Here is a 20,420-nt window from a genome sequence, read left to right as displayed (position 1 = left end):
ATCTTACATATGTTAGTTAGTTATAAATGGTTAAAAGAATTGGTGGACGTGGATGTGCCATCAGAAGAGTTGGCTGAAAAAATGTCAACCACAGGGATCGAGGTAGAAGGTGTGGAATCACCTGCTGCTGGTCTCTCAAAAATTGTCGTCGGAGAAGTCTTGTCTTGCGAAGATGTGCCAGAAACTCATCTTCATGTCTGCCAAGTCAATGTGGGTGAAGAAGAAGCCCGTCAAATCGTCTGTGGAGCACCAAATGTTCGAGCAGGCATCAAGGTCATGGTGGCTCTTCCAGGTGCTCGTATCGCGGACAACTACAAGATTAAAAAAGGGAAAATCCGTGGTTTGGAATCTCTCGGAATGATCTGTTCACTTGGTGAATTAGGGATTTCTGACTCTGTTGTACCAAAAGAATTCGCAGATGGCATCCAAATCTTGCCAGAAGATGCTGTTCCAGGGGATGAAGTCTTCTCTTACCTAGACTTGGATGATGAAATCATCGAACTTTCCATCACTCCCAACCGTGCAGACGCTCTTTCTATGCGTGGAGTAGCGCACGAAGTAGCAGCGATCTATGATAAGGCAGTCAATTTCAAAGACTTTACGTTGACTGAAACAGACCAAGCTGCAGCCGATGCTCTTTCTGTCAGCATTGACACAGACAAGGCTCCTTATTATGCAGCTCGTATCTTGGACAATGTAACCATCGCACCAAGTCCACAATGGTTGCAAAATCTCCTCATGAACGAAGGTATCCGTCCGATCAACAATGTGGTCGACGTGACCAACTATATCCTGCTTTACTTTGGTCAACCGATGCATGCCTTTGACTGGGATACCTTTGAAGGAAGCGAGATCCGTGTGCGTGAAGCGCGTGCTGGTGAAAAATTGGTAACCTTAGATGGGGAAGAACGCGAGTTAGAAGCAAGTGACCTCGTGATTACGGTTGCGGACAAACCAGTAGCTCTTGCAGGTGTCATGGGTGGAGAAGCTACAGAAATCTCTGAAAAATCTACTCGTGTTGTTCTTGAAGCGGCTGTCTTCAATGGCAAATCGATCCGTAAGACTAGTGGTCGCCTCAACCTTCGTTCTGAATCATCTTCTCGCTTTGAAAAAGGCATCAACGTGGTAACTGTCAATGAAGCCCTTGATGCGGCAGCGAGCATGATTGCAGAGCTTGCAGGTGCCACTGTTCGTAAGGGAATCGTTTCAGCAGGCCAGCTCGATACTTCTGATGTGGAAGTTTCTTCTACCCTTGCAGACGTCAACCGTGTCCTTGGGACAGAGCTTTCCTACGCGGATGTCGAAGATGTCTTCCGTCGCCTTGGATTTGGTCTTTCTGGAAACGCTGAAGCCTTTACTGTCAGCGTTCCACGTCGCCGTTGGGACATCACCATTGAAGCGGACCTCTTTGAGGAAATCGCTCGGATTTATGGTTATGACAAATTACCAGCAACTCTTCCAAAAGATGACGGGACCGCAGGTGAATTGACAGCGACTCAAAAATTGCGTCGCCAAGTTCGGACCATTGCAGAAGGAGCAGGCTTGACTGAAATCATCACTTACGCCTTGACAACTCCTGAAAAAGCAGTTGAATTTGCGACTGCTCCAAGTAATTTAACAGAGCTCATGTGGCCAATGACTGTGGATCGTTCAGTTCTCCGTCAAAATATGATCTCAGGGATCTTAGATACCGTAGCTTACAACGTCGCTCGCAAGAACAAAGATTTGGCCCTCTACGAGATCGGAAAAGTCTTTGAACAGACAGGCAATCCAAAAGAAGACTTGCCAAACGAAATCAACAGCTTTGCCTTTGCTTTAACTGGCCTAGTCGCTGAAAAAGACTTCCAAACTGCAGCTGTTCCAGTTGACTTCTTCTATGCCAAGGGAATTTTGGAAGCCCTCTTTGCTCGCTTGGGTCTTGATGTGACTTATACAGCAACAACTGAAATCAAGAGTCTCCACCCAGGTCGTACAGCCTTGCTCTCACTTGGTGACCAGGTGATTGGGGTCTTGGGACAAGTCCACCCTGTAACAGCTAAGGCTTATGACATTCCAGAAACCTATGTGGCAGAATTGAACTTATCTGCTATTGAAGCAGCCCTTCAACCAGCCGCAGCCTTTGTGGAAATCACCAAATTCCCAGCTGTGAGCCGTGATATCGCCCTTCTCCTCAAAGCAGAAGTGACTCACCAAGAGGTAGTCGATGCCATTCAAGCTGCAGGTGTGAAACGTTTGACAGCTATCAAACTCTTTGACGTCTTCTCCGGTGAAAAACTAGGACTTGGCATGAAGTCTATGGCCTACAGCTTGACCTTCCAAAATCCAGAAGATAGCTTGACAGACGAAGAAGTCGCACGCTACATGGAAAAAATCCAAGCTTCACTAGAAGAAAAGGTAAACGCAGAAGTGCGGTAACAAATGTGTATAGGAAAAACCGTTGATGAGATGCATCAACGGTTTTTTAATCAGTTTTATAAGATTGTTTCCATGACAGTTTCTTGAGGCTTCATTCCCTGTCTTTGATAGAAGCGAAGGGCTCCTTCATTGTCATTCCAAACATTGAGAGTTAGGTTATAGCAGCCGATTTTCTTGGCATAGTTGACAGCGAATTGATAGAGTTGATCGCCGATCTTTTGCCCACGCGCTGCTTGATCGACACACAAGTCTTCGATGAAGAGGGTTTTTATCGGATGAAGCACAGGATTGTCAGAGACTTCTTTAATGGTGACGAAGAGATGTCCAAGGACCTGGCCATCTTCATTTTCGTAGACGAAAATCGGTGTCTGCTTTTGCGCCATTAACTGTTTTAACTCTTCTTCACTATATTTGCCACCTTTTTCTTTGAAAATATCTGGACGGACTTGGTGGTGGACGGAAAGAATCTGTTCTAAGAGGTCAAGCAAGTGGGGAATATCATTTGGTTGAGCTAAACGAATCGTCATGTAGATTCTCCTTAGTAATATTTTCTTCATTATAAAAATTTTTTCTAAATCTTGTCAATGGAAAAAGGAACGCTAAAAGGTGTGCAAATGCGGGCCTTTTATTTCTTACCTCAAAATATCCATGTCAACCATCCTGCTATTTTTGACAAATATTTTTATTTTTTTGACAAATATACTTGTCAAAAAGAAAAAGAAGTGTTACAATGATTTTAGTTGAAAGAAGAGGAGGTATTCTTATGGGAGCTATATGGATTCTATTTATCCCTTTTCTGCTTATCATTTATGGAAGCTCAGAAAAGAAGATAAAAAGGTTGAACAAACGCATCAGACGATTAGAAAAACAAGTGAAAGGAAATCAAGACATGTCTAGACTTTTAGAAGAATTGAAAGGCCAAACGGCCACTGTTACAGTAGATGGTGTTGGATTTGAGTATGAAATTATAGATATCGATGAAGATTGGGTCAAACTGACCCGTGTGATTCATAAACAACAGAGGGAAACCAAATTAGTTCGCATCGAAGATATTCAAGGTATTCAACTATAAGGGGGCGAAAGCCATGATCTTAAAAAATCGACTGAAAGAGCTGAGGGCGCGTGATGGTCTCAACCAATCTGAGCTAGCCAAGCTAGCTGGAGTCTCGCGCCAGTCGATCAGTCTCTTGGAGAGAGGGGAGTACACCCCTTCGGTTATCATTGCCATCACCATCGCCCAGATATTCAAGGAACCGGTGGAAAATGTTTTTAGTCTAGTAGAGGAAGAGGAATAACAATGAAAAAGAAGTATAAAGAAAGGTCAGCCCGTTTTCGTTTTTGGAGAAATGTAGGGATCATTACAGTTTCCGGCTTGATAGGAGGAGTTATCAGTTTTTTGACAGGAATGTTTGGATCCGAAAAGCCCCTAGAAATCCAATCCTTCTTTAGTAAAGAAGTACTTCTTTTGGGCTCAGCAGTTTTATTCTTAGTCGCATTTATACTCACGATAACCTTACTGATGTGCGCGAGAAAAGTCCATCAAAAAATGCTCCAAATAGAAGACGATGATGAAGCCTATCACTATGACATCCAGAAGAAAAAACTATATGGCTTAGCGACCATTTTTAAAGGCATCATGATCTTGCCCTACTTTTTATTCGTCATTTTTTATAGTCAATTGGTTTACTTAGATAGACCTGGCGCTGGGGACATGGCTTTTATCTTTGGAGACTTTACCATGCTCTATCTCTTTCTTGTCTTGATTGCCCTATTTTTCCTATCGGATATCTTCTTTCGCAAGACCTTCCATCTGATTTATGGAAAACCGATTCCCCGCAATGCCAATGCCAAGGAAGTGCGTGAATTTATGATGAGTATGATGGATGAAGCAGAAAAGCAGATTAGCTACGAGGAAAACTATGAAATTATCATTAAGTTAAGCAATTATATCTTACCGATTTCCTTAATTGCGATATTCTTAGTTGGCATTGCTTTCCATACAGATATCTTGTTAGCATTAGTAGTGGTATCACTGATTTATGTCTATATCTTGGTCTCACAATACAAGATTACCAAACGTTATTATAAAGAGTAGAGGAGTCATCTATGTTAGAAATTAGAAATTTAGAAAAAAGCTTTGGGAATAAGCAGGTTCTCTTCGGAGTAGATCTGACAGCTCAACAAGGGCATATCCTTGGCTTAGTTGGGAAAAATGGTGCCGGGAAAACAACTATTTTCCACAGTATCTTGCGCTTTTTGGACTACAGTGGCGAGATTCGCCTAGGTGGCAAAGCGATCACCCAAGAAACCTACAAGGAAATTGGCTATTTGCCAGAAGAACGTAGTCTTATGCCAAAACTCACGATTTTTGAGCAGGTCCGCTATTTGGCTGCCTTAAAAGGAATGAGCACTGCTGAGGTCAAGGAAAAATTACCGACCTGGATGGAAAAACTCCAAGTAAAAGGAAAATTGACCGATAAAATAAAGAGTCTCTCAAAAGGGAACCAACAGAAGGTTCAATTGATCATCACCTTGATCCATGAGCCTAAATTGATCATTTTAGATGAACCCTTTAGCGGCTTGGATCCGGTCAATACAGAAGTGCTCAAGCAGGTCATTTTTGAAGAAAAAGAGCGTGGGGCAACCATTATCTTTTCTGACCACGTCATGACCAATGTCGAAGAGTTGTGTGATGATATCCTAATGATCCGTGATGGTTCGGTTGTCCTTTCAGGGCCTGTCCAAGAGGTCCGGAATAGCTATGGCAAGACTCGCCTCTTCGTCTCAAACGACTTTAGTAAAGAAGAGCTAGAAGCTCTCCCACACGTGACCAAGGTCAGCATGACCAAGCAAGGGACTTGGAAGATGATCTTGGATGATGCATCAGCTGGTCCAGAATTATTTGACCGCTTGACCAAGGGCCACTATCTTGCGACCTTTGACCACCAAGCCCCAACTATTGATGAGATCTTTAAACTTGAATCAGGAGTAGAAGTATGAAACAGATGTTTGTCGTAATGAAAGAAACCTATATCAGACAAGTGAAATCATGGAGTTTCCTCTTAATGGTCTTCGGTCCCTTCCTCTTTTTAGGGTTGAGCATTGGAATCAATTATCTGACGGGTTCTTCTACAGAAGCCAAAAACCAGGTAGCCTTGGTGACAGAAGTGCCAGCTGTCAAAGAAAGCCTCAAAGGAACCGATGGCTTGAACTTAGACTACAAAGATGAAGCTGCAGCTAAAAAAGCTATCAAGGATGAGAAAGCAGCTGCTTACCTAACGGTCGATGAAAAAGATGGCCAGCTAGAAGCGACTTATGTGGGCGACCAAGCCATGAAAATGGGATTGAAATCCCTTGTCTCTGCGAAATTAAGCCAGGTCCAACAAGGGCTCAATATGGCCCGCGCTAATCTAAGCAAAGAGCAACTGACAGCCTTGTCTCAACAGGTTTCTCTCAAAGAAAAAATTGATGAGAAAAAAGAAGGCTTGAAAATGGTGCAAACCATGGTTGCAGGTGCTCTAGGAATGTTGCTTTATATGATTTTGATGTTCTACTCTGGTATCACAGCCCAAGAAGTAGCCAGTGAAAAAGGAACCAAGATTATGGAAGTGGTCTTCTCTAGTATCAAAGCAACCGATTATTTCTTCGCACGCATGCTCGGACTCTTCGGAGTGATCTTTACCCATATTTTTGTCTATGTGATTGGTTTAGTAGCGGTTTGGATCTTTAGAGCAGATATCCCTGTTGTCAAGGACATTCTCGCTCCAAACTCTCCAATTACCCAGCACCTAGCAGAAGCGATCTCGCTCAATACCGTCTTCTTCATTATCCTTGGAGTCTTTATGTATGTGGTGCTCTCTGCTTTCTTAGGCTCCACAGTTGCACGACCTGAAGATTCAGGAAAAGCGATTTCGCCACTGATGATGTTAGTCCTCTTTAGCTTTTTTGGTGTGACTACCTTGGGAAGTGCTGGTGATGTCTTCTTATTGAAGATCGGTTCCTACATTCCTTTCATTTCCACCTTCTTCATGCCTTTCCGTACCATCAATGGCTATGCGACTGGTCTTGAAGCTTGGGGTTCATTAGGAATTGCGGTTCTCTTTACCATCGTGGGAACAGTGCTCATTGCTCGAATCTACGCGAGCTTAATCCTCCAGACCGATGACCTCGGACCGTGGAAGACCATCAAACGTGCTCTTAGCTATCGCTAATCAAACAAGCTCTCAGTTACAGCTGAGGGCTTTTTGAATGGAGGTTACAATTCTTTTGAAAGACTTGTCTCTAACTATTAATAAATTACAGAAAAATTAGTATGTTTTTTCATGGAAGAAAGAGTATTTTTCTTCAAATTATGATATGATGGAGGGGAATAATAAGATTTGAGGGTGAATATATGGATAAACTCCAAATAAAATCCAGCCCAATTGATGCGCAAGCGGCTATTGGTGAGTTGGCTGTTGTTGATGTATCACAAAATGAGAATAAACAAGTAGAGTTTAGTTATTCTGCTGGTATTGCAGGTATGGAGAAGGGAAAAGAAGTAAATAATCACTTACTTCAAGCTGTGGGTAAATTTAGTGAAGCTGTTCTAATTCAAGCTAATAAATTTCCTCAAATTGCCGCTGTGCTTGAAAAACGTGATGTAGAACAGGCTCAAAGATGGGAAAGCTAACCATGATGGAGGATGTTAATAAAAATAAGCGAGATAAACTATTCCAAGAAATTGTGAAAACAGAGCGACAAGAAGATTTTATTTTAAATTTAAGTCGTGAGTATCAACAAAGTTTAGATGAATTTTTAGAAGATCTTTCGTTGATCACACGAGAAGCAGAAGAAAAGTTGTCTATTTCATCTCAAAATATCTTATTTTTTCAAGAAAAGAATGAAATGGATTTAATTGCAAGAAATTATGTGGTTAGACAGATGGATGGTGTCAGTGAAGAGTTTCGGAATGTTTTAAAAAACTTAGACATTCAGAGAGAAAAATTGATAAGAGAAAGGAATAGTTTGCCGTGGGAGTGAGATACAGTTCATCAGAATCTGCTGCTTTGATTGAAGCTATGAGCAGTAATATTCAAATTGCTACTCAGATTACAGAAAAACTTACTAGTGGAAGTGATCATTTAATTGCAGAAATCGAAGCAGGAATACTTCAAGGTGCTGCATATGAGGCAGGGAAAAATTTATTTGGGAATATTATTATCCCGTGTATCAAAAAATTACAAGAAGCGATCGACGATATTCAGATTGAATTAAATTCATACAAAAACGCAGATACAGTTGTATCAAAATATGGAGAATTAGATTTAGATGATTTGAAGACACAAAAACAGAGTTGGGAAAAACAGCTTTCAAAGTATCAAGATCTAATTAGAAAGAATGAGGATTTTTTCAATCGTGTAGGAGCATTTCTTACCGCGAATCTGGATCAAAATTTATCAGAAAATAGAGTACTTCACGAATTGGCTGATAAAACACGGATGCAAATCAAAGATCTTGAAGAAAAAATTGAAAAATTAGAGTGGTTTGTTGAGCAAGTCAATCAGTATTTTTCAGACAGTCTTGAAATTCTTAATTTAGCGATTGAAGGAGCAGGACAACTAAGTCAAATTATAGTTGATAGCAACGGAAATTACTATGCGGATGGTGTAGACATGACTTGGTTTGACAAAATGAAACAAACAAAAGTTGTTTCCTACGCTAAAAGAGACTATCAGGATGCCTTAACAAAGACTTTAAATCAAGCGTCGAGAGATATGTTATTATCAGAGGATGGTGATACCTATTATCGGGAAGAGTTAAACAAACGCTTAAAAGGACATGATCGGTCACAGTGGAAAAAAATAATTGATGATTATAACCATACTCTAAAAATTGACAATGAAGGGAATTTAATTGAAATTTTTGATAATAGCGCTTATAAAGATCGTCATTATCAAAAAAATGATAATTTTTCTGTGCTAAAAAATGGGAAGTATGATAGTGCTTCTACGAAAATGATCAATGAAAAATATCAAGAACTTCTTCAAGAAAATTTTGAAGCTAATTCTGCTGAATTTTGGGGTGGAGTTAGTCAGATGTTATCAGGTTTACTGCTTGACTTTGCTAGCGTAGCAGCAGAAACTGGAGGTTTAGTATTAGCTCCTGAGACAGGTGGAGCAAGCTTTATTGCTGGAACAACTACAGCAGAGCTTGCTTTAGATGCAGGCAATGCACTCATATTAAGTGGCGTAGTATCTACAGGATCCGCAATTAGTAAAACAGGTGGCGCAAACGCTGAAATTCAAGTCAATTATTCTAGCAACTATGACAGCTGGAAGGCCAATAGACCGACTAGTAGAACCATTTCTGGCAAGGGTGGTAAACTAATTGAAGCCCGAGTAGGAAATCGAAAAGTGAAGCTTCGTGTGGATTGGGAGCCAAGCAGTGGTACTAATGGTGATGGAGTGTTCCAGGTTCAATCTGGAAGTGGAAAGTCGGGGTACGGTGTTAATTCTCATTTAGAGGTTGGTGAAATTAGTGGAAAAGAATCTATACAGAACTTTGTAAATAAAGATGCGGATTTAAAGAATTTAGAAAAGGGCGTTAAAGAAGAAATAATTAATAGAATTTGGAAAACATATCAAAATAATTATTAAAAATAGGAGGAACTATGAAATTATACCTTAAAGGCAACTATGAAACTAGCATCTATCAAGCATGTATGGAATATCCTTGGAAAATGTGGTTCAAGGAACGCAAGGGAGTGCAGGTTAGTTTTTCTTATGCACGTGATGATGATTTTTATTTAAGTTTGACTTTAGATAAATTTTCTTCAAACGATGAGCGTTGGGGAATGGCTGATTTTAGTGTTGGCAACGATCCCTGGGCGACTTTTAAGCGTGAAAATTTAAATTTAAATTTTGAATATTCTTATGAAAGTGATGGACGAGAAAAAGGAGACTATCTACGAATCATCACGACTCATAAAGATATTCTAACGGTTGATAAGCGAGCTCTTTATATCATGGCGATTGAGGTGGCGTCTGCCATTGACGGTCAAATCAGCGAAGACGATAAAGAAACATGGCTGAGTGTTGAAGAAATCAAAACGAAACATAAAGACCTACTACATTTGACCTACGACGAAGCAGTCGATATTAGTTTAGAAGAGATAAAGGTTATGAAAGCCATCGACGAGCCCCTCTGGGAAGAATTGGATAGGAAGCGCGAGGAGTATATCCGAATCCATGGAGAGGTGGAATTAGATGATGAGGACGACGAGTGAGACTCTACATCAAAGGTGATTATATAAAAAAGATACCTTATGGTTATCTAGAGCTTGCTGGTAAAATGTGGTTTCCAGAAGAAAAGCAAGTATCGTACTCAAATGCTGGAGACAATGAGCAACTACAAGAGGATTTTTCTGTAAATTTATCCTTGAGGAAAAGTACTGCAGATAAGCGATGGTCTAGTGTCCCCCTAAAGGAAGGGGTACGAAGCCTCTTTTCACATATTGAGGAATGTATTGAGATAGAGTTTGAAGACGCATTTGCTACAGATTATAATGAAAAAGGGGACTATCTTCGTATTTTAACTACCCATCTAGAAGTTTTGACAGTTGATAAACGCGCCATGTACATTATGGCGATAGAAATTGCAAAGGTGATTGATGGGCAAATTAGCGAGGATGGGAAGGCTAGCTGGTTGACAATTGAGGAGTTTAAAAGAAAACATGAGGATATTCTATCTCTAACTTTTGAAGAAGCAAATGAACGAAGTTTGGCAGAAATTCAAACGATGGATGTTGTAGACGATCCTCTTTGGGAGGAAGAAGCTAATCGTCGAAAAGAATATATACTAGCACATGGAGGCGATATCTCAGATTTATGAGACTATATATCAAAGGAGACTATACTAAAAAAGTGCCATTTGGGTACAGAGAACTCGCATGGAAAATGTGGTTTAAAGAAAGAAATGGTCAAGAAATAAGTTTCTCACATGTCGGGGATGATGAGATGCTACAAGATGACTTTTATTTCGGAGCAGAGTTGCGCAAATGGGCTTCAGTTGACGAAAGATGGGATAAGGCTTCTTTTATAATTCCGAGCAATCCTTGGTTGTCCTTGCAATATGAAGATATTGAACTTGAATTTGAACATGCTTTTATTTCCGACGACCGCGAAAAGGGGGAGTTTCTTCGAATTGCCTCAACTCATGTAGATATTTTGACGGTTGACAAGCGCGCTTTATACGTTATGGCTATTGAAGTAGCATCTGCCATTGATGGGCAGATTAGCGAGGATGATAAAGAGACCTGGATGGATGTAGAGACTTTTAAGGAGTTGTACAAGGATGTTCTTTCACTGACTTATGATGAAGCGGTTGAAATTAGTTTGGAAGAATTAAAGACAATGGTGCCAGTAAGAGATTCTTTATGGGAAGAAGAAGAGCGCCTTCGTGAAGAATACATCAAAATCCATGGTGAACGTGTTTATGACGATGAGGAAGACGAATGAGACTCCATATCAAAAGTAATTTTCAGAAAAAAATAACCTTTACGACAAGTGAGTTACTCTGGAAAATGTGGTTTAAGGAATGGAATGGTCATCCTATTACATACTCAAATGTCGGTGATGATGCCATGTTACAAGATGATTTTTACTTTGTAGTAAGCTTTGATAGATGGCGTTTTTGTGACTCTAGATGGAATAATATTCCCTCTTATGATTTAAAAAATCCGTGGAATTCCTTTAAATATGAAAACATATCCCTTGAATTTGAAAAAACTTTCATTACAGAGTGGAGAGAACGTGGGGATTATCTACGTATCGCAACCTCTCATACGGATATTTTAACGGTTGATAAACGTGCTATGTATATCATGGCAATCGAGGTAGCAAGTGCAATTGATGGAAAAATTAGCGAGGATGACAAGCAGACCTGGATGGATGTAGAGACTTTTAAGAAGTTGCACAAGGATGTTCTTTCACTGACTTATGATGAAGCGGTTGAAATTAGTTTGGAAGAATTAAAGACAATGGTGCCAGTAAGAGATCCTCTATGGGAAGAGGAAGAACGTCTTCGTGAAGAATACATAAAAATCCATGGCGAACGTATTTATGACGATGAGGATGACGATTGAGACTATATATCAAGAGTAATTTTCAGAAAAAAATAACCTTTACGACAAGAGATCTTGTTTGGAAGATGTGGTTTAAAGAATGGAATGGCCATTTGATTACTACTTCTAATGTGGGTGATGATGAGATGCTACAAGATGATTTCTTTTTTGGAGTTCAATTTGATAAATGGCGATTTAAGGATCAACGATGGAATCATATACCATACAACAAGAGCGATCCTTGGAATTCGTTTTCTGATGAAAATATTCAATTGGAATTTGAAAATAATTTCATTACGGATGGAAGAGTGGGGATTATCTACGTATCGCAACCTCTCATGCGGATATTTTAACGGTTGATAAACGTGCTATGTATATCATGGCAGTCGAGGTAGCTTCTGCTATTGATGGACAGATCAGTGAGGATGATAAGCAGACCTGGATGAATGTAGAGACTTTTAAGGAGTTGCACAAGGATGTCTTATCACTAAGTTACGATCAAGCAACTGATATCAGCGTGGAGGAACTGAAAAGTTTGAAACTTGTAGAGGATCCTTTGTGGGATGAAGAAGAACGACTTCGTGAGGAATACATCAAAATCCATGGTGAACGTGTTTATGACGACGAGGAAGAAGATTGAGAATTTATATTAAAGGTGACTATACAAAAGAAATTCCGTTTGATTATTTAGAACTAGCAAAGAGAATGTGGTTTGGGGAAAAAGATGGAATAGAACCTGACTTGTCGTATGCAGGGTATCTAGATTTACCAATCGAGAAACTTTCTATCCACTTAAAATTAAATAAGTGGATGCATGATAATAGATGGAGTAATGTTCAGATTAAGGAAGGGATAAAATATGATTTTTTATCCCATAAATATGAAGATATAGAGCTAGACTACGAAGATGCTATGATGTCGGACTTTCGTGAGAAAGGTGAATGTTTAAGAATCGCTACTAAGCACCTTGAACTCCTAACCGTTGATAAACGTGCTTTCTATATTATGGCGATAGAAATTGCGACTGCCATTGAGGGTCAAATCAGCGAAGATGACAAAGAGAGCTGGTTAAGTGTGGAGGAATTTAAAAATCGGCATGAAGATATCCTATCGATGAGTTATGAACAGGCTAATGAGCTGAGTCTGGAGGAAATTCCATTTATGGATGATGTGAGAGACCCAGTTTGGGCAGAAGATGACCGCAGAAATGAAGAATACATCCGAATCCATGGAGAAGTGGAGTTGGATGACGACGAATGAGGCATTCTATTTCAATCTGTAAGCCTTCAGTTGTTTCTGAGGGCTTTTTGATTTCAGATTGACTTTTGCAAGCCTTTTCACTACAATAGAACTACAGAAAAGGAGGCGGACATGAACTATATTGAGTTTACTGAAAATGAGCGTCTGTCCACGATTGTCCTTGGGATGATGCGGATCAGTCAGATGAGTGAAGATGAGGTGGAGGCCTTGGTGGAGGCAGCCTTGTCGATTGGGATCAACACCTTTGACCTGGCAGATATCTATGGCGATGGCCAGTGTGAGGTCCTGCTGGGGAAGGTTCTCAAGCGCCGTCCGGATCTTCGGGACCAGATGTGGATTCAGTCCAAGTGTGGGATTCGCAAAGACGGCTTTACCTATTTTGATTTTTCGAAGGACTATATTTTGGACTCCGTCGATGGCATCCTCGAGCGTCTGCAGATCGAGCGCTTAGATAGTCTCCTCCTTCACCGACCGGATGCCCTCATGAAGCCGGAAGAAGTGGCGGCAGCTTTTGATCACTTGGAGAAAGCGGGCAAGGTCCGTCATTTTGGGGTGTCCAATCAAAATCCTATGATGATGGAATTGCTCAAAACAGCTGTCAAACAACCACTCAAGGTCAACCAGTTGCAGTTGAGTGCCGCCTTTACGCCTAGCTTTGAAGCCGGTTTTCATGTCAACATGGAAGGGCCAAAAGCAGCTGTGCGAGATGGCAGTGTCTTTGAGTATTGTCGCTTAACCGATACGGTGATTCAAGCTTGGTCTGTCCTCCAGCATGGTTATTTCAAGGGGAATTTTGTCGGCAAGGAAGAGTTTGCGGCCCTCAATCACGTCCTTACTGACTTGGCGAAAAAATATCAGGTCACACCGACAGCTATCGCCCTTGCCTGGGTCCTCCGCTATCCTGGTAAGATGCAGGCGGTCATCGGAACGACCAAGCCCCAGCATGTCCTTGAAGCAGGAAAAGCAGCAACAGTCACCCTAACTCGCAAGGAATGGTACCAAATCTACTTGGCGGCGGGAAATGATTTGCCTTAGAATCTTGTTAGTAAACCAGATTCCACTCTTATCGGTGGTCTGGTTTTTTGTTTTGTGATTTTCAGATTTTTCTTGACAAGTCTTTCTTTTTTATGGTATTCTTTTATGCAACAAGCGTTGCGCAACAGATGTTGCGCGAAAGGAGTCTTATGCCACCTAAGGTCAAATTTAGTAAAGAGGCTATCATTGGGACGGCTTTACAGTTGGTGAGAGAAGAGGGAATGGCTAGTTTGACGGCTCGAGCATTAGCGGAGAAACTAGGAGCCACACCGAGAGTCATTTTTGGGCAATTTGCTAATATGGCTGAGTTACAAGCAGAGGTTATTGGTGCTGCGGAAATGGTCGTGGTGGAGTATATTCGTAAGGCCTTGGAAGATGAGAAGCCTTTTCGATCCGTCGGGGTTGCTTATATCCTTTTCGCCTCAAAAGAACCCCAACTCTTTCAATTGCTTTTCCAAAATCCTAGCAAAGAGCCGATTCGTCGCTTTCAAGATTTTCTTCCCATGAAGGATCATAGTTACCAATTGGTTCTGGATTCGATCGTTGCAGACTATCCTTTGACTGTAGAGGAGGCTAGTCGCTTGTACCAGCATCTATTTATCTACTCGCACGGGATGGCCTCTATGGTTGCTTCTGGTATTTATCAGTTCGGCATGGAAGAAGTGATTGGATTACTGACAGAGGTTTGTCAATCTCTCATCAAAGAAATGGTAGGAAAGAAATGATTCAACTAGAAAATGTGCACAAAAGTTACGGCCAAACCAAGGTTTTAAAGGGGATTGATTTGCAGATTCAAGACCAGGATGATGTGGTTATCCTTGGCCCTTCTGGATCGGGGAAATCAACTCTCTTAAATGTGTTATCAGGCTTAGAAAAGGTAGACGAAGGGCATATTCTCATTCAAGGACAAGATTTATCACAACTCACGGATGCTCAATTGACGGACTTTAGACGTGAGAAGATTGCCTTTATTTTCCAGCAGTATTATCTATTGCCGAATCTGACGGTCAGACAGAATGTAAAGATGGGAGCTGATCTGGCAGACAATCATGATTTTTTGCAGATCATCAAGGATTTGGGACTTGGCGATAAGCTGGACAAGTATCCGAGTGAATTGTCTGGTGGGGAACAGCAGAGAGTGTCTATTGCCCGGGCCTTGGCCAAAAAGCCAGAGATACTCTTCTTAGATGAGCCGACGGGAGCTCTCGATGAAGAAACAGGGCGCAAGATTCTCGACTATATCTGGAAATTGAAGGAAAAGCTGGGCTTTACCCTCATCATGGTGACGCACAACCAAAATATTGCGGATATGGCCAGAACCATCATTCGTGTCAATAGTGGCAAGATTACCGAAATTGTGACCAATGATCAGCCTCAGACTGCCTATGAGATTGGATGGTAAGCTATGTTTTCAGTAAAAGATATTCGAAAATTAGTTGTCGTCAGTATCATTGGGGCTTGTGCGGTCTTTGTGGCCAATCTCTTCTTGAATTTTTACCTGGATATCGAGCAGGTGGAGATTTCGAAAACCAATCCCATGATTCAGACCTACTATGATGCCCAGGTTTCGCTTTCCTGGATGGTGGCCATGGTCAGTGGGGTCGTCTTGTCCTTGACGTCGATCCTTCTCATGTGTTTTTATATCAAACAATTTGTTGATGACCACAAGGAACAATTAGGGATTTTAAAGGCTTTGGGCTATAGCAATGGCCAGTTGGCGAAACGATTTTGGGCCTTTGGACTCAGTTTTGGAGCTGGAGCGCTTCTTGGCTATTTCGCTTCATTTCTCATGATGGGACATTTTTATGACTTTCGTAATGAGAAGGGGATTTTGCCAGAAATCACCATTCATTTTCACTGGCAGCTCTTGCTTGCTTTGGTGATCCTGCCAACGACCTTCTTTATGCTTCTCGCGATTGGATATGCTAGAAGACAACTACAAACCCCGGCGCTTCGTTTATTGAAAAAGTCCCCAAGTCCGATCAAGGTCAAAAGGAGAAAGAGGGCTCCCAAGAAAGACAAATCTTTCCTAAAAGAGCTGTCCTCGTCACTGATATGGGGGAGAAAATCGATCTTGTTTTTTGTGGTCTTTGGCTCTATGTGTTTTGCGGCCATGGTCCAATTGTCCTTTGGCTTAAGAGATTACACAGATGACATCATCCAAACCATGATGATCATGATCGGCTTGATCCTTTCTTTCTCGATACTCTTTTTGTCATTGGGGATTGTTGTCTCAGAAAGTCGCGAAACTTTAGCTTTGATGAAGGCATTTGGCTACACCGATCGTGAATGCCAAAGTCATATTCTCGCTCCCTATCGTTTCTGGGCTTATCTAGGATTTGTTCTTGGGACGGTTTACCAATACGGTATCATGGAAATTTTGATCGGTGTGATCAAAGATACGGTTCCTGAAAAGATTGAGCATCACTTTGATGGGAATGTGTGCTTCTGGACCTTGCTTGGTTTTGCGGTGGTTTATGAAAGCCTGTTTTATCTATCCAACAGAAAACTCCAAAAACAAACCATCAAAGAAGTGCTCTTAGCTGAATAAATAGAAAAGAGAGTAGGACAGAAATTGGTAATTCGTTAGAATTCGATTTCGTCGTCCCACCTCCGCACAGTTGAGTAGGGCTGTAAAAGCTGATAAAATCAGCGTAGTATAGCCCACTCAGCCACTGCGTCTTGCTCGACAATCCAAAAACAATTGAGAGGCTAGGACTTTTGTCCCAGCCTCTTTTGTACTAGATCAACAGAAAAACGGATTCTGTCTAAAAATCTTGCATTTTTTTGCAATTTAGGTTACAATGAAAACTATAAAAAACGCGTAATCCCTAGGGTCTTTCCCTCAGGGAATTTTGTGTGTTTTGACCTATTTTCGATGGAAAGAAGCTTTGCTTCTACCGCAGGAAAAAGTATGAATAACATTGGAGGTAATAATGATTCGATCCTTAATTTCCGAGATCAAGGAATTCAAGAAGCCCTCGATTTTGGCTTCCTTGTTCATGGTCTTTGAAGTCATGTTTGAGATTTCGATTCCCTTTGTCATGGCGAGTCTTTTGGACCAAGGTGTTCAACAAAGAAACATGAACAATATTTTGTTTTACGGTGGGCTCATGCTGGTCTGTGCCTTTTGCTCCCTCTTTTGTGGGATGCAGTCTGCCCGTTATGGCGCCTATGCATCGGCTGGTTTTGCTAAAAACCTTCGTCGGGCCATTTTCAAAAAGGTTCAAACCTTCTCATTTGAGAATATTGATCAGTTCTCATCAGGTGGGTTAGTCACTCGGATGATGACGGACGTAACCAATGTGCAAAATGCCTATCAAATGGTGATCCGGATCTGTGTACGGGCACCGCTCAATTTGATCTTTGCCATTGTGGCTTGTTTCTTGATCAATCCGGAAATGGCCATGATCTTTGTCTATGTGACCATCTTTTTGGCAGCTGTCTTAAGCATCATCATGAAGATTGTTTATCCACTCTTCACAGAAGTATTTGAAGCTTATGACAATCTCAACAACAGCATTCAGGAAAACATCACCAATATGCGAGTGGTGAAGTCCTACGTTAAGGAAGCAGATGAAACCGTTAAATTCAAAAAAGCTTCACGCCGGATTTATAACATGTTTATGAAGGCTATCCGTATCGTTGTCTTGAGTAGCCCAGCTATGATGCTTTCCATGTATGCTTCTTTCCTTTTGATCTCTTGGATTGGGGCTCATCTGATCGTTGGTGGCCAACTCTCCACTGGGAATCTGACTTCTATGTTTAGCTACACCATGACCATTCTCATGTCGCTCATGATGTTTATGATGATCTTTGTCATGTTGTCGATTTCCATGGCCTCTGTCGAGCGGATCAATGAAGTCTTGACGACCAAAACGACGATTGACTCTCCAGAAAATGGGATCAAAGAAGTTGCTGATGGCTCCATCAACTTTGAGGATGTGACCTTTGCTTATACCGATGAAAATGGCGACAAGACCCATGTCTTACAAGGGATTAATCTTTCTATTCGTTCAGGGGAAGTGATTGGTATCTTGGGAGGAACAGGATCAGGAAAATCAAGCTTGGTGCAGTTGATTCCTCGTCTCTATGATGTCGAGTCTGGTCGGGTGACAGTAGCAGGCCACGATGTCAAAGAATACGATCTTGATTCCCTTCGTAAGCAAGTGGCCATGGTTCTTCAGACCAATGTTCTTTTCTCTGGTACGATTAAAGAAAATATGCGCTGGGGAAATAAAGAGGCGACGGATGAAGAGATCATCGCAGCTTGTAAGATTGCCCAAGCCGATGAATTTATTCAAGATTTCAAAGAGGGCTATGACACCATGATTGAGCGTGGGGGATCCAACGTCTCTGGTGGTCAACGCCAGCGTCTCTGTATCGCGCGTGCCCTTCTTATGAATCCGAAGATCTTGATCTTGGATGATTCGACTTCAGCGGTCGATACCAAGACAGATAGTTTGATTCGTCAAGGATTGGCAACCAGCTTGAAAGAGATTACCAAAATCATCATTGGTCAACGGATTTCCTCTATTCAAGATGCAGATCGTATTATTGTGATGAATGATGGCCAAATCGATGCGATCGGTCGTCACGAGGAATTGCTTGCGACCAATGCCATCTACCAAGAAGTATATGAAATGCAAACACAAGGGAAAGGAGAAGCAGATGAAAACTAAGAAAAAAGCAAATCTAGGCTCTATCCTTCGCCTGCTCGACTTCCTTTGGAAAAACTACAAGGTATCCTTGATTGTTTCCTTTATCTTAATCATTCTATCGTCTCTTGCGACGGTCAATGTAACAGCTTCGATTCAGTCCTTGGTCGATGTCTATGTGGAGCCCATGCTGACAAGCAACAGCCATGATTTTGGACCGCTCTTGTCCTTCTTGACACGAGTTGGTTTGATCTGTTTGATCGGGGTACTTGCCAACTATGGCTTTACCTTGATTATGGCGACTGTTTCACAAGACTCACTTAGAAGTCTTCGAAATCAGTTGTTTGCTCGCATGCAAAAACTGCCCGTTCGTTACTTTGATACCCACCAACATGGGGACATCATGTCTATCTATACCAATGATATTGATGCCCTTCGCCAAGCGATTGAACAATCCATTCCTCAACTTCTATCCTCAGCGATTACCATCCTTGGGGTAACGATTACCATGCTGACGGTTAGTCCACTCCTGTTTTTGATTGTTCTTTTCATGGTTATCGTCATGGTCTTTATCATCAAGGATGTTTCTGGTAAATCAGGTCGTTACTTTGGGGCCCAACAAAAGAACTTGGGGATTGAGAACGGCTTTATTGAAGAAATGATGTCTGGTCAAAAGGTAGTCAAGGCCTTTGTGCATGAAAGAGAAAGCATTGAAGATTTTGATCGGATCAATGACCAACTCTTTGAATCCTCTTACCAAGCCAACCGCTATGCCAATGTCCTCATGCCGATTCTTGGGAACTTGGGAAATGTTTCCTTTGTTCTGACAGCCTTGATCGGTGGACTCTTTGCGCTAAACGGCGTCGGTGGTTTAACCATTGGTGGTCTCATGGCCTTTCTGCAATTGAACCGTTCCTTCACAGGTCCCATTGCCCAGGTCTCTCAACAATTGAACTTTGTCCTCATGGCCTTGGCTGGTGGAGATCGTGTCTTTGATCTCTTGGATGAAGAAGAAGAAGTCGACCAAGGAAAAGTGACGCTGGTCAATTATGAACTGGTCGATGGAGAAATGGTCGAAACCGATCAGAAAACCAACAAATGGGCTTGGAAACACCCACGTCCGAATGGAGATTACCAGCTTGTGAAGATGGTCGGAAATGTGGTCTTTGATGATGTTGATTTCTCTTATGATGGGAAGAAACAAATCCTTCATGGCATCAACTTGTACGCGGATAAGGGACAAAAAGTGGCCTTTGTCGGAGCGACTGGTGCAGGAAAGACAACTATCACCAACTTGATCAACCGGTTCTATGATATCCAATCCGGAATGATCACTTATGATGGAATCGATATTAAATTGATTGAGAAAGATTCTCTTCGTCGTTCCCTCGGAATCGTTCTTCAAGATACCCACTTATTTACTGGTACGATAGCGGAAAACATCGCTTATGGCCGTGCTGATGCAACACGGGAAGAAATCCTTGAAGCAGCTCGGATTGCCAATGTGGATTCCTTTGTCAAGCACTTGGATCAGGGCTATGAGACAGTCTTGACGGATGATGGGGCTGGCCTATCAAATGGTCAACGACAATTAATCGCCATTGCCCGTGCAGCCCTTGCCAATGCGCCTGTCTTGATTCTGGATGAAGCGACGTCTTCGATTGACTCGCGGACAGAGAAAATGGTGCAAGAAGGGATGGATCGCCTGATGGAAGGTCGGACAGTCTTTGTCATCGCCCACCGTCTATCGACAATTGTCAATTCCGATGTCATCATGGTGATGGACCACGGACGTATTATCGAACGAGGCAACCATGCTTCCTTGATGGCAGAACGTGGAACCTATTACCGCCTCTACACCGGTGGACTTGAAATTGATTAATAAAAAAAGCTTGAGCGTTGGCTCAGGCTTTTTTGGCTTATGGATAATGACTTCTTAGAAACTTTCC

The 20,420-nt window shown here is 41.7% G+C and carries 21 protein-coding genes and 1 pseudogene; 21 read left to right on the top strand and 1 reads right to left on the bottom strand.

All coding sequences use genetic code 11. From position 1 onward, the window contains the following. Positions 1 to 9 precede the first annotated feature (9 nt). Positions 10 to 2,415, top strand: coding sequence for a phenylalanine--tRNA ligase subunit beta (gene pheT / locus NMM13_RS01045; protein ID WP_254727006.1), 2,406 nt, complete (start codon positions 10 to 12; stop codon positions 2,413 to 2,415). A 56-nt stretch (positions 2,416 to 2,471) separates the two neighbouring features. Here pheT and NMM13_RS01040 read toward each other — a convergent pair whose 3' ends face one another. Beyond that, positions 2,472 to 2,942: a GNAT family N-acetyltransferase gene (locus NMM13_RS01040; RefSeq protein WP_254727002.1), complete on the bottom strand. Its 471-nt coding sequence runs from the start codon at positions 2,940 to 2,942 to the stop codon at positions 2,472 to 2,474. Positions 2,943 to 3,178: 236 nt separating this feature from the next. Here NMM13_RS01040 and NMM13_RS01035 point away from each other — a divergent pair, with 236 nt between their 5' ends. From NMM13_RS01035 to NMM13_RS00940, 20 genes and pseudogenes are all read left to right on the top strand, one after another. Continuing rightward, entirely contained in the window at positions 3,179 to 3,487 is a 309-nt protein-coding gene (locus NMM13_RS01035) for a hypothetical protein (protein ID WP_254727610.1), read from the top strand. Positions 3,488 to 3,500: 13 nt separating this feature from the next. After that, positions 3,501 to 3,710 carry a helix-turn-helix transcriptional regulator gene (locus NMM13_RS01030; RefSeq protein WP_023918610.1) on the top strand — a complete coding sequence of 70 codons (210 nt, stop codon included), beginning with the start codon at positions 3,501 to 3,503 and terminating at the stop codon, positions 3,708 to 3,710. 2 nt (positions 3,711 to 3,712) lie between these two features. After that, on the top strand, positions 3,713 to 4,510 hold the full coding sequence (locus tag NMM13_RS01025) for a DUF3169 family protein (RefSeq protein WP_023918608.1): 798 nt from the start codon (positions 3,713 to 3,715) through the stop codon (positions 4,508 to 4,510). An 11-nt stretch (positions 4,511 to 4,521) separates the two neighbouring features. Beyond that, positions 4,522 to 5,415 carry an ABC transporter ATP-binding protein gene (locus NMM13_RS01020; protein ID WP_254726999.1) on the top strand — a complete coding sequence of 298 codons (894 nt, stop codon included), beginning with the start codon at positions 4,522 to 4,524 and terminating at the stop codon, positions 5,413 to 5,415. Beyond that, positions 5,412 to 6,626: an ABC transporter permease gene (locus NMM13_RS01015; protein ID WP_254726997.1), complete on the top strand. Its 1,215-nt coding sequence runs from the start codon at positions 5,412 to 5,414 to the stop codon at positions 6,624 to 6,626. Before NMM13_RS01020 ends, NMM13_RS01015 begins: the two co-directional genes overlap by 4 nt. Positions 6,627 to 6,808: 182 nt before the next feature. Then, on the top strand, positions 6,809 to 7,087 hold the full coding sequence (locus NMM13_RS01010) for a TIGR04197 family type VII secretion effector (RefSeq protein WP_254726994.1): 279 nt from the start codon (positions 6,809 to 6,811) through the stop codon (positions 7,085 to 7,087). A 2-nt stretch (positions 7,088 to 7,089) separates the two neighbouring features. Continuing rightward, positions 7,090 to 7,437, top strand: coding sequence for a cingulin (locus NMM13_RS01005; protein WP_254726992.1), 348 nt, complete (start codon positions 7,090 to 7,092; stop codon positions 7,435 to 7,437). After that, a complete protein-coding gene (locus tag NMM13_RS01000; protein ID WP_254726989.1) occupies positions 7,428 to 9,053 on the top strand; it encodes an LXG domain-containing protein in 1,626 nt (541 codons plus the stop codon). Before NMM13_RS01005 ends, NMM13_RS01000 begins: the two co-directional genes overlap by 10 nt. A gap of 14 nt (positions 9,054 to 9,067) precedes the next feature. Then, positions 9,068 to 9,682, top strand: coding sequence for a hypothetical protein (locus tag NMM13_RS00995; RefSeq protein WP_254726986.1), 615 nt, complete (start codon positions 9,068 to 9,070; stop codon positions 9,680 to 9,682). Then, on the top strand, positions 9,679 to 10,287 hold the full coding sequence (locus NMM13_RS00990; RefSeq protein ID WP_254726984.1) for a hypothetical protein: 609 nt from the start codon (positions 9,679 to 9,681) through the stop codon (positions 10,285 to 10,287). The genes NMM13_RS00995 and NMM13_RS00990 overlap by 4 nt, the downstream gene beginning before the upstream one ends. Next, positions 10,284 to 10,913, top strand: a complete 630-nt coding sequence (locus tag NMM13_RS00985) for a hypothetical protein (protein ID WP_254726981.1) — start codon at positions 10,284 to 10,286, stop codon at positions 10,911 to 10,913. The genes NMM13_RS00990 and NMM13_RS00985 overlap by 4 nt, the downstream gene beginning before the upstream one ends. Next, positions 10,910 to 11,539, top strand: coding sequence for a hypothetical protein (locus tag NMM13_RS00980; RefSeq protein WP_254726978.1), 630 nt, complete (start codon positions 10,910 to 10,912; stop codon positions 11,537 to 11,539). The genes NMM13_RS00985 and NMM13_RS00980 overlap by 4 nt, the downstream gene beginning before the upstream one ends. Then, a pseudogene (locus NMM13_RS00975) lies at positions 11,536 to 12,158 on the top strand (hypothetical protein). The gene NMM13_RS00980 and the pseudogene NMM13_RS00975 overlap by 4 nt, the downstream one beginning before the upstream one ends. Further along, entirely contained in the window at positions 12,155 to 12,778 is a 624-nt protein-coding gene (locus NMM13_RS00970; protein ID WP_254726975.1) for a hypothetical protein, read from the top strand. Before NMM13_RS00975 ends, NMM13_RS00970 begins: the two are co-directional and overlap by 4 nt. Positions 12,779 to 12,889: 111 nt before the next feature. After that, positions 12,890 to 13,813, top strand: a complete 924-nt coding sequence (locus NMM13_RS00965) for an aldo/keto reductase family oxidoreductase (protein WP_254726972.1) — start codon at positions 12,890 to 12,892, stop codon at positions 13,811 to 13,813. A gap of 149 nt (positions 13,814 to 13,962) precedes the next feature. Beyond that, positions 13,963 to 14,538 carry a TetR/AcrR family transcriptional regulator gene (locus NMM13_RS00960; RefSeq protein ID WP_227197886.1) on the top strand — a complete coding sequence of 192 codons (576 nt, stop codon included), beginning with the start codon at positions 13,963 to 13,965 and terminating at the stop codon, positions 14,536 to 14,538. Further along, positions 14,535 to 15,215, top strand: a complete 681-nt coding sequence (locus tag NMM13_RS00955) for an ABC transporter ATP-binding protein (protein ID WP_254726969.1) — start codon at positions 14,535 to 14,537, stop codon at positions 15,213 to 15,215. Before NMM13_RS00960 ends, NMM13_RS00955 begins: the two co-directional genes overlap by 4 nt. 3 nt (positions 15,216 to 15,218) lie before the next feature. Further along, the gene (locus NMM13_RS00950; RefSeq protein ID WP_254726966.1) at positions 15,219 to 16,364 is read left to right on the top strand and encodes an ABC transporter permease; all 1,146 of its coding nucleotides are present in this window, start codon (positions 15,219 to 15,221) and stop codon (positions 16,362 to 16,364) included. 385 nt (positions 16,365 to 16,749) lie between these two features. Then, positions 16,750 to 18,495: an ABC transporter ATP-binding protein gene (locus NMM13_RS00945; protein ID WP_254726963.1), complete on the top strand. Its 1,746-nt coding sequence runs from the start codon at positions 16,750 to 16,752 to the stop codon at positions 18,493 to 18,495. Further along, a complete protein-coding gene (locus NMM13_RS00940; RefSeq protein ID WP_061590967.1) occupies positions 18,485 to 20,353 on the top strand; it encodes an ABC transporter ATP-binding protein in 1,869 nt (622 codons plus the stop codon). Before NMM13_RS00945 ends, NMM13_RS00940 begins: the two co-directional genes overlap by 11 nt. The last annotated feature ends 67 nt before the right edge of the window (positions 20,354 to 20,420 follow it).

The sequence above is a fragment of the Streptococcus sp. CF8_St5-11 genome (assembly GCF_024295625.1).
Lineage (GTDB): Bacteria > Bacillota > Bacilli > Lactobacillales > Streptococcaceae > Streptococcus.
Note: the sequence above shows the minus strand (reverse complement) of the source record. Positions and strands in the feature narration are given on the sequence as shown.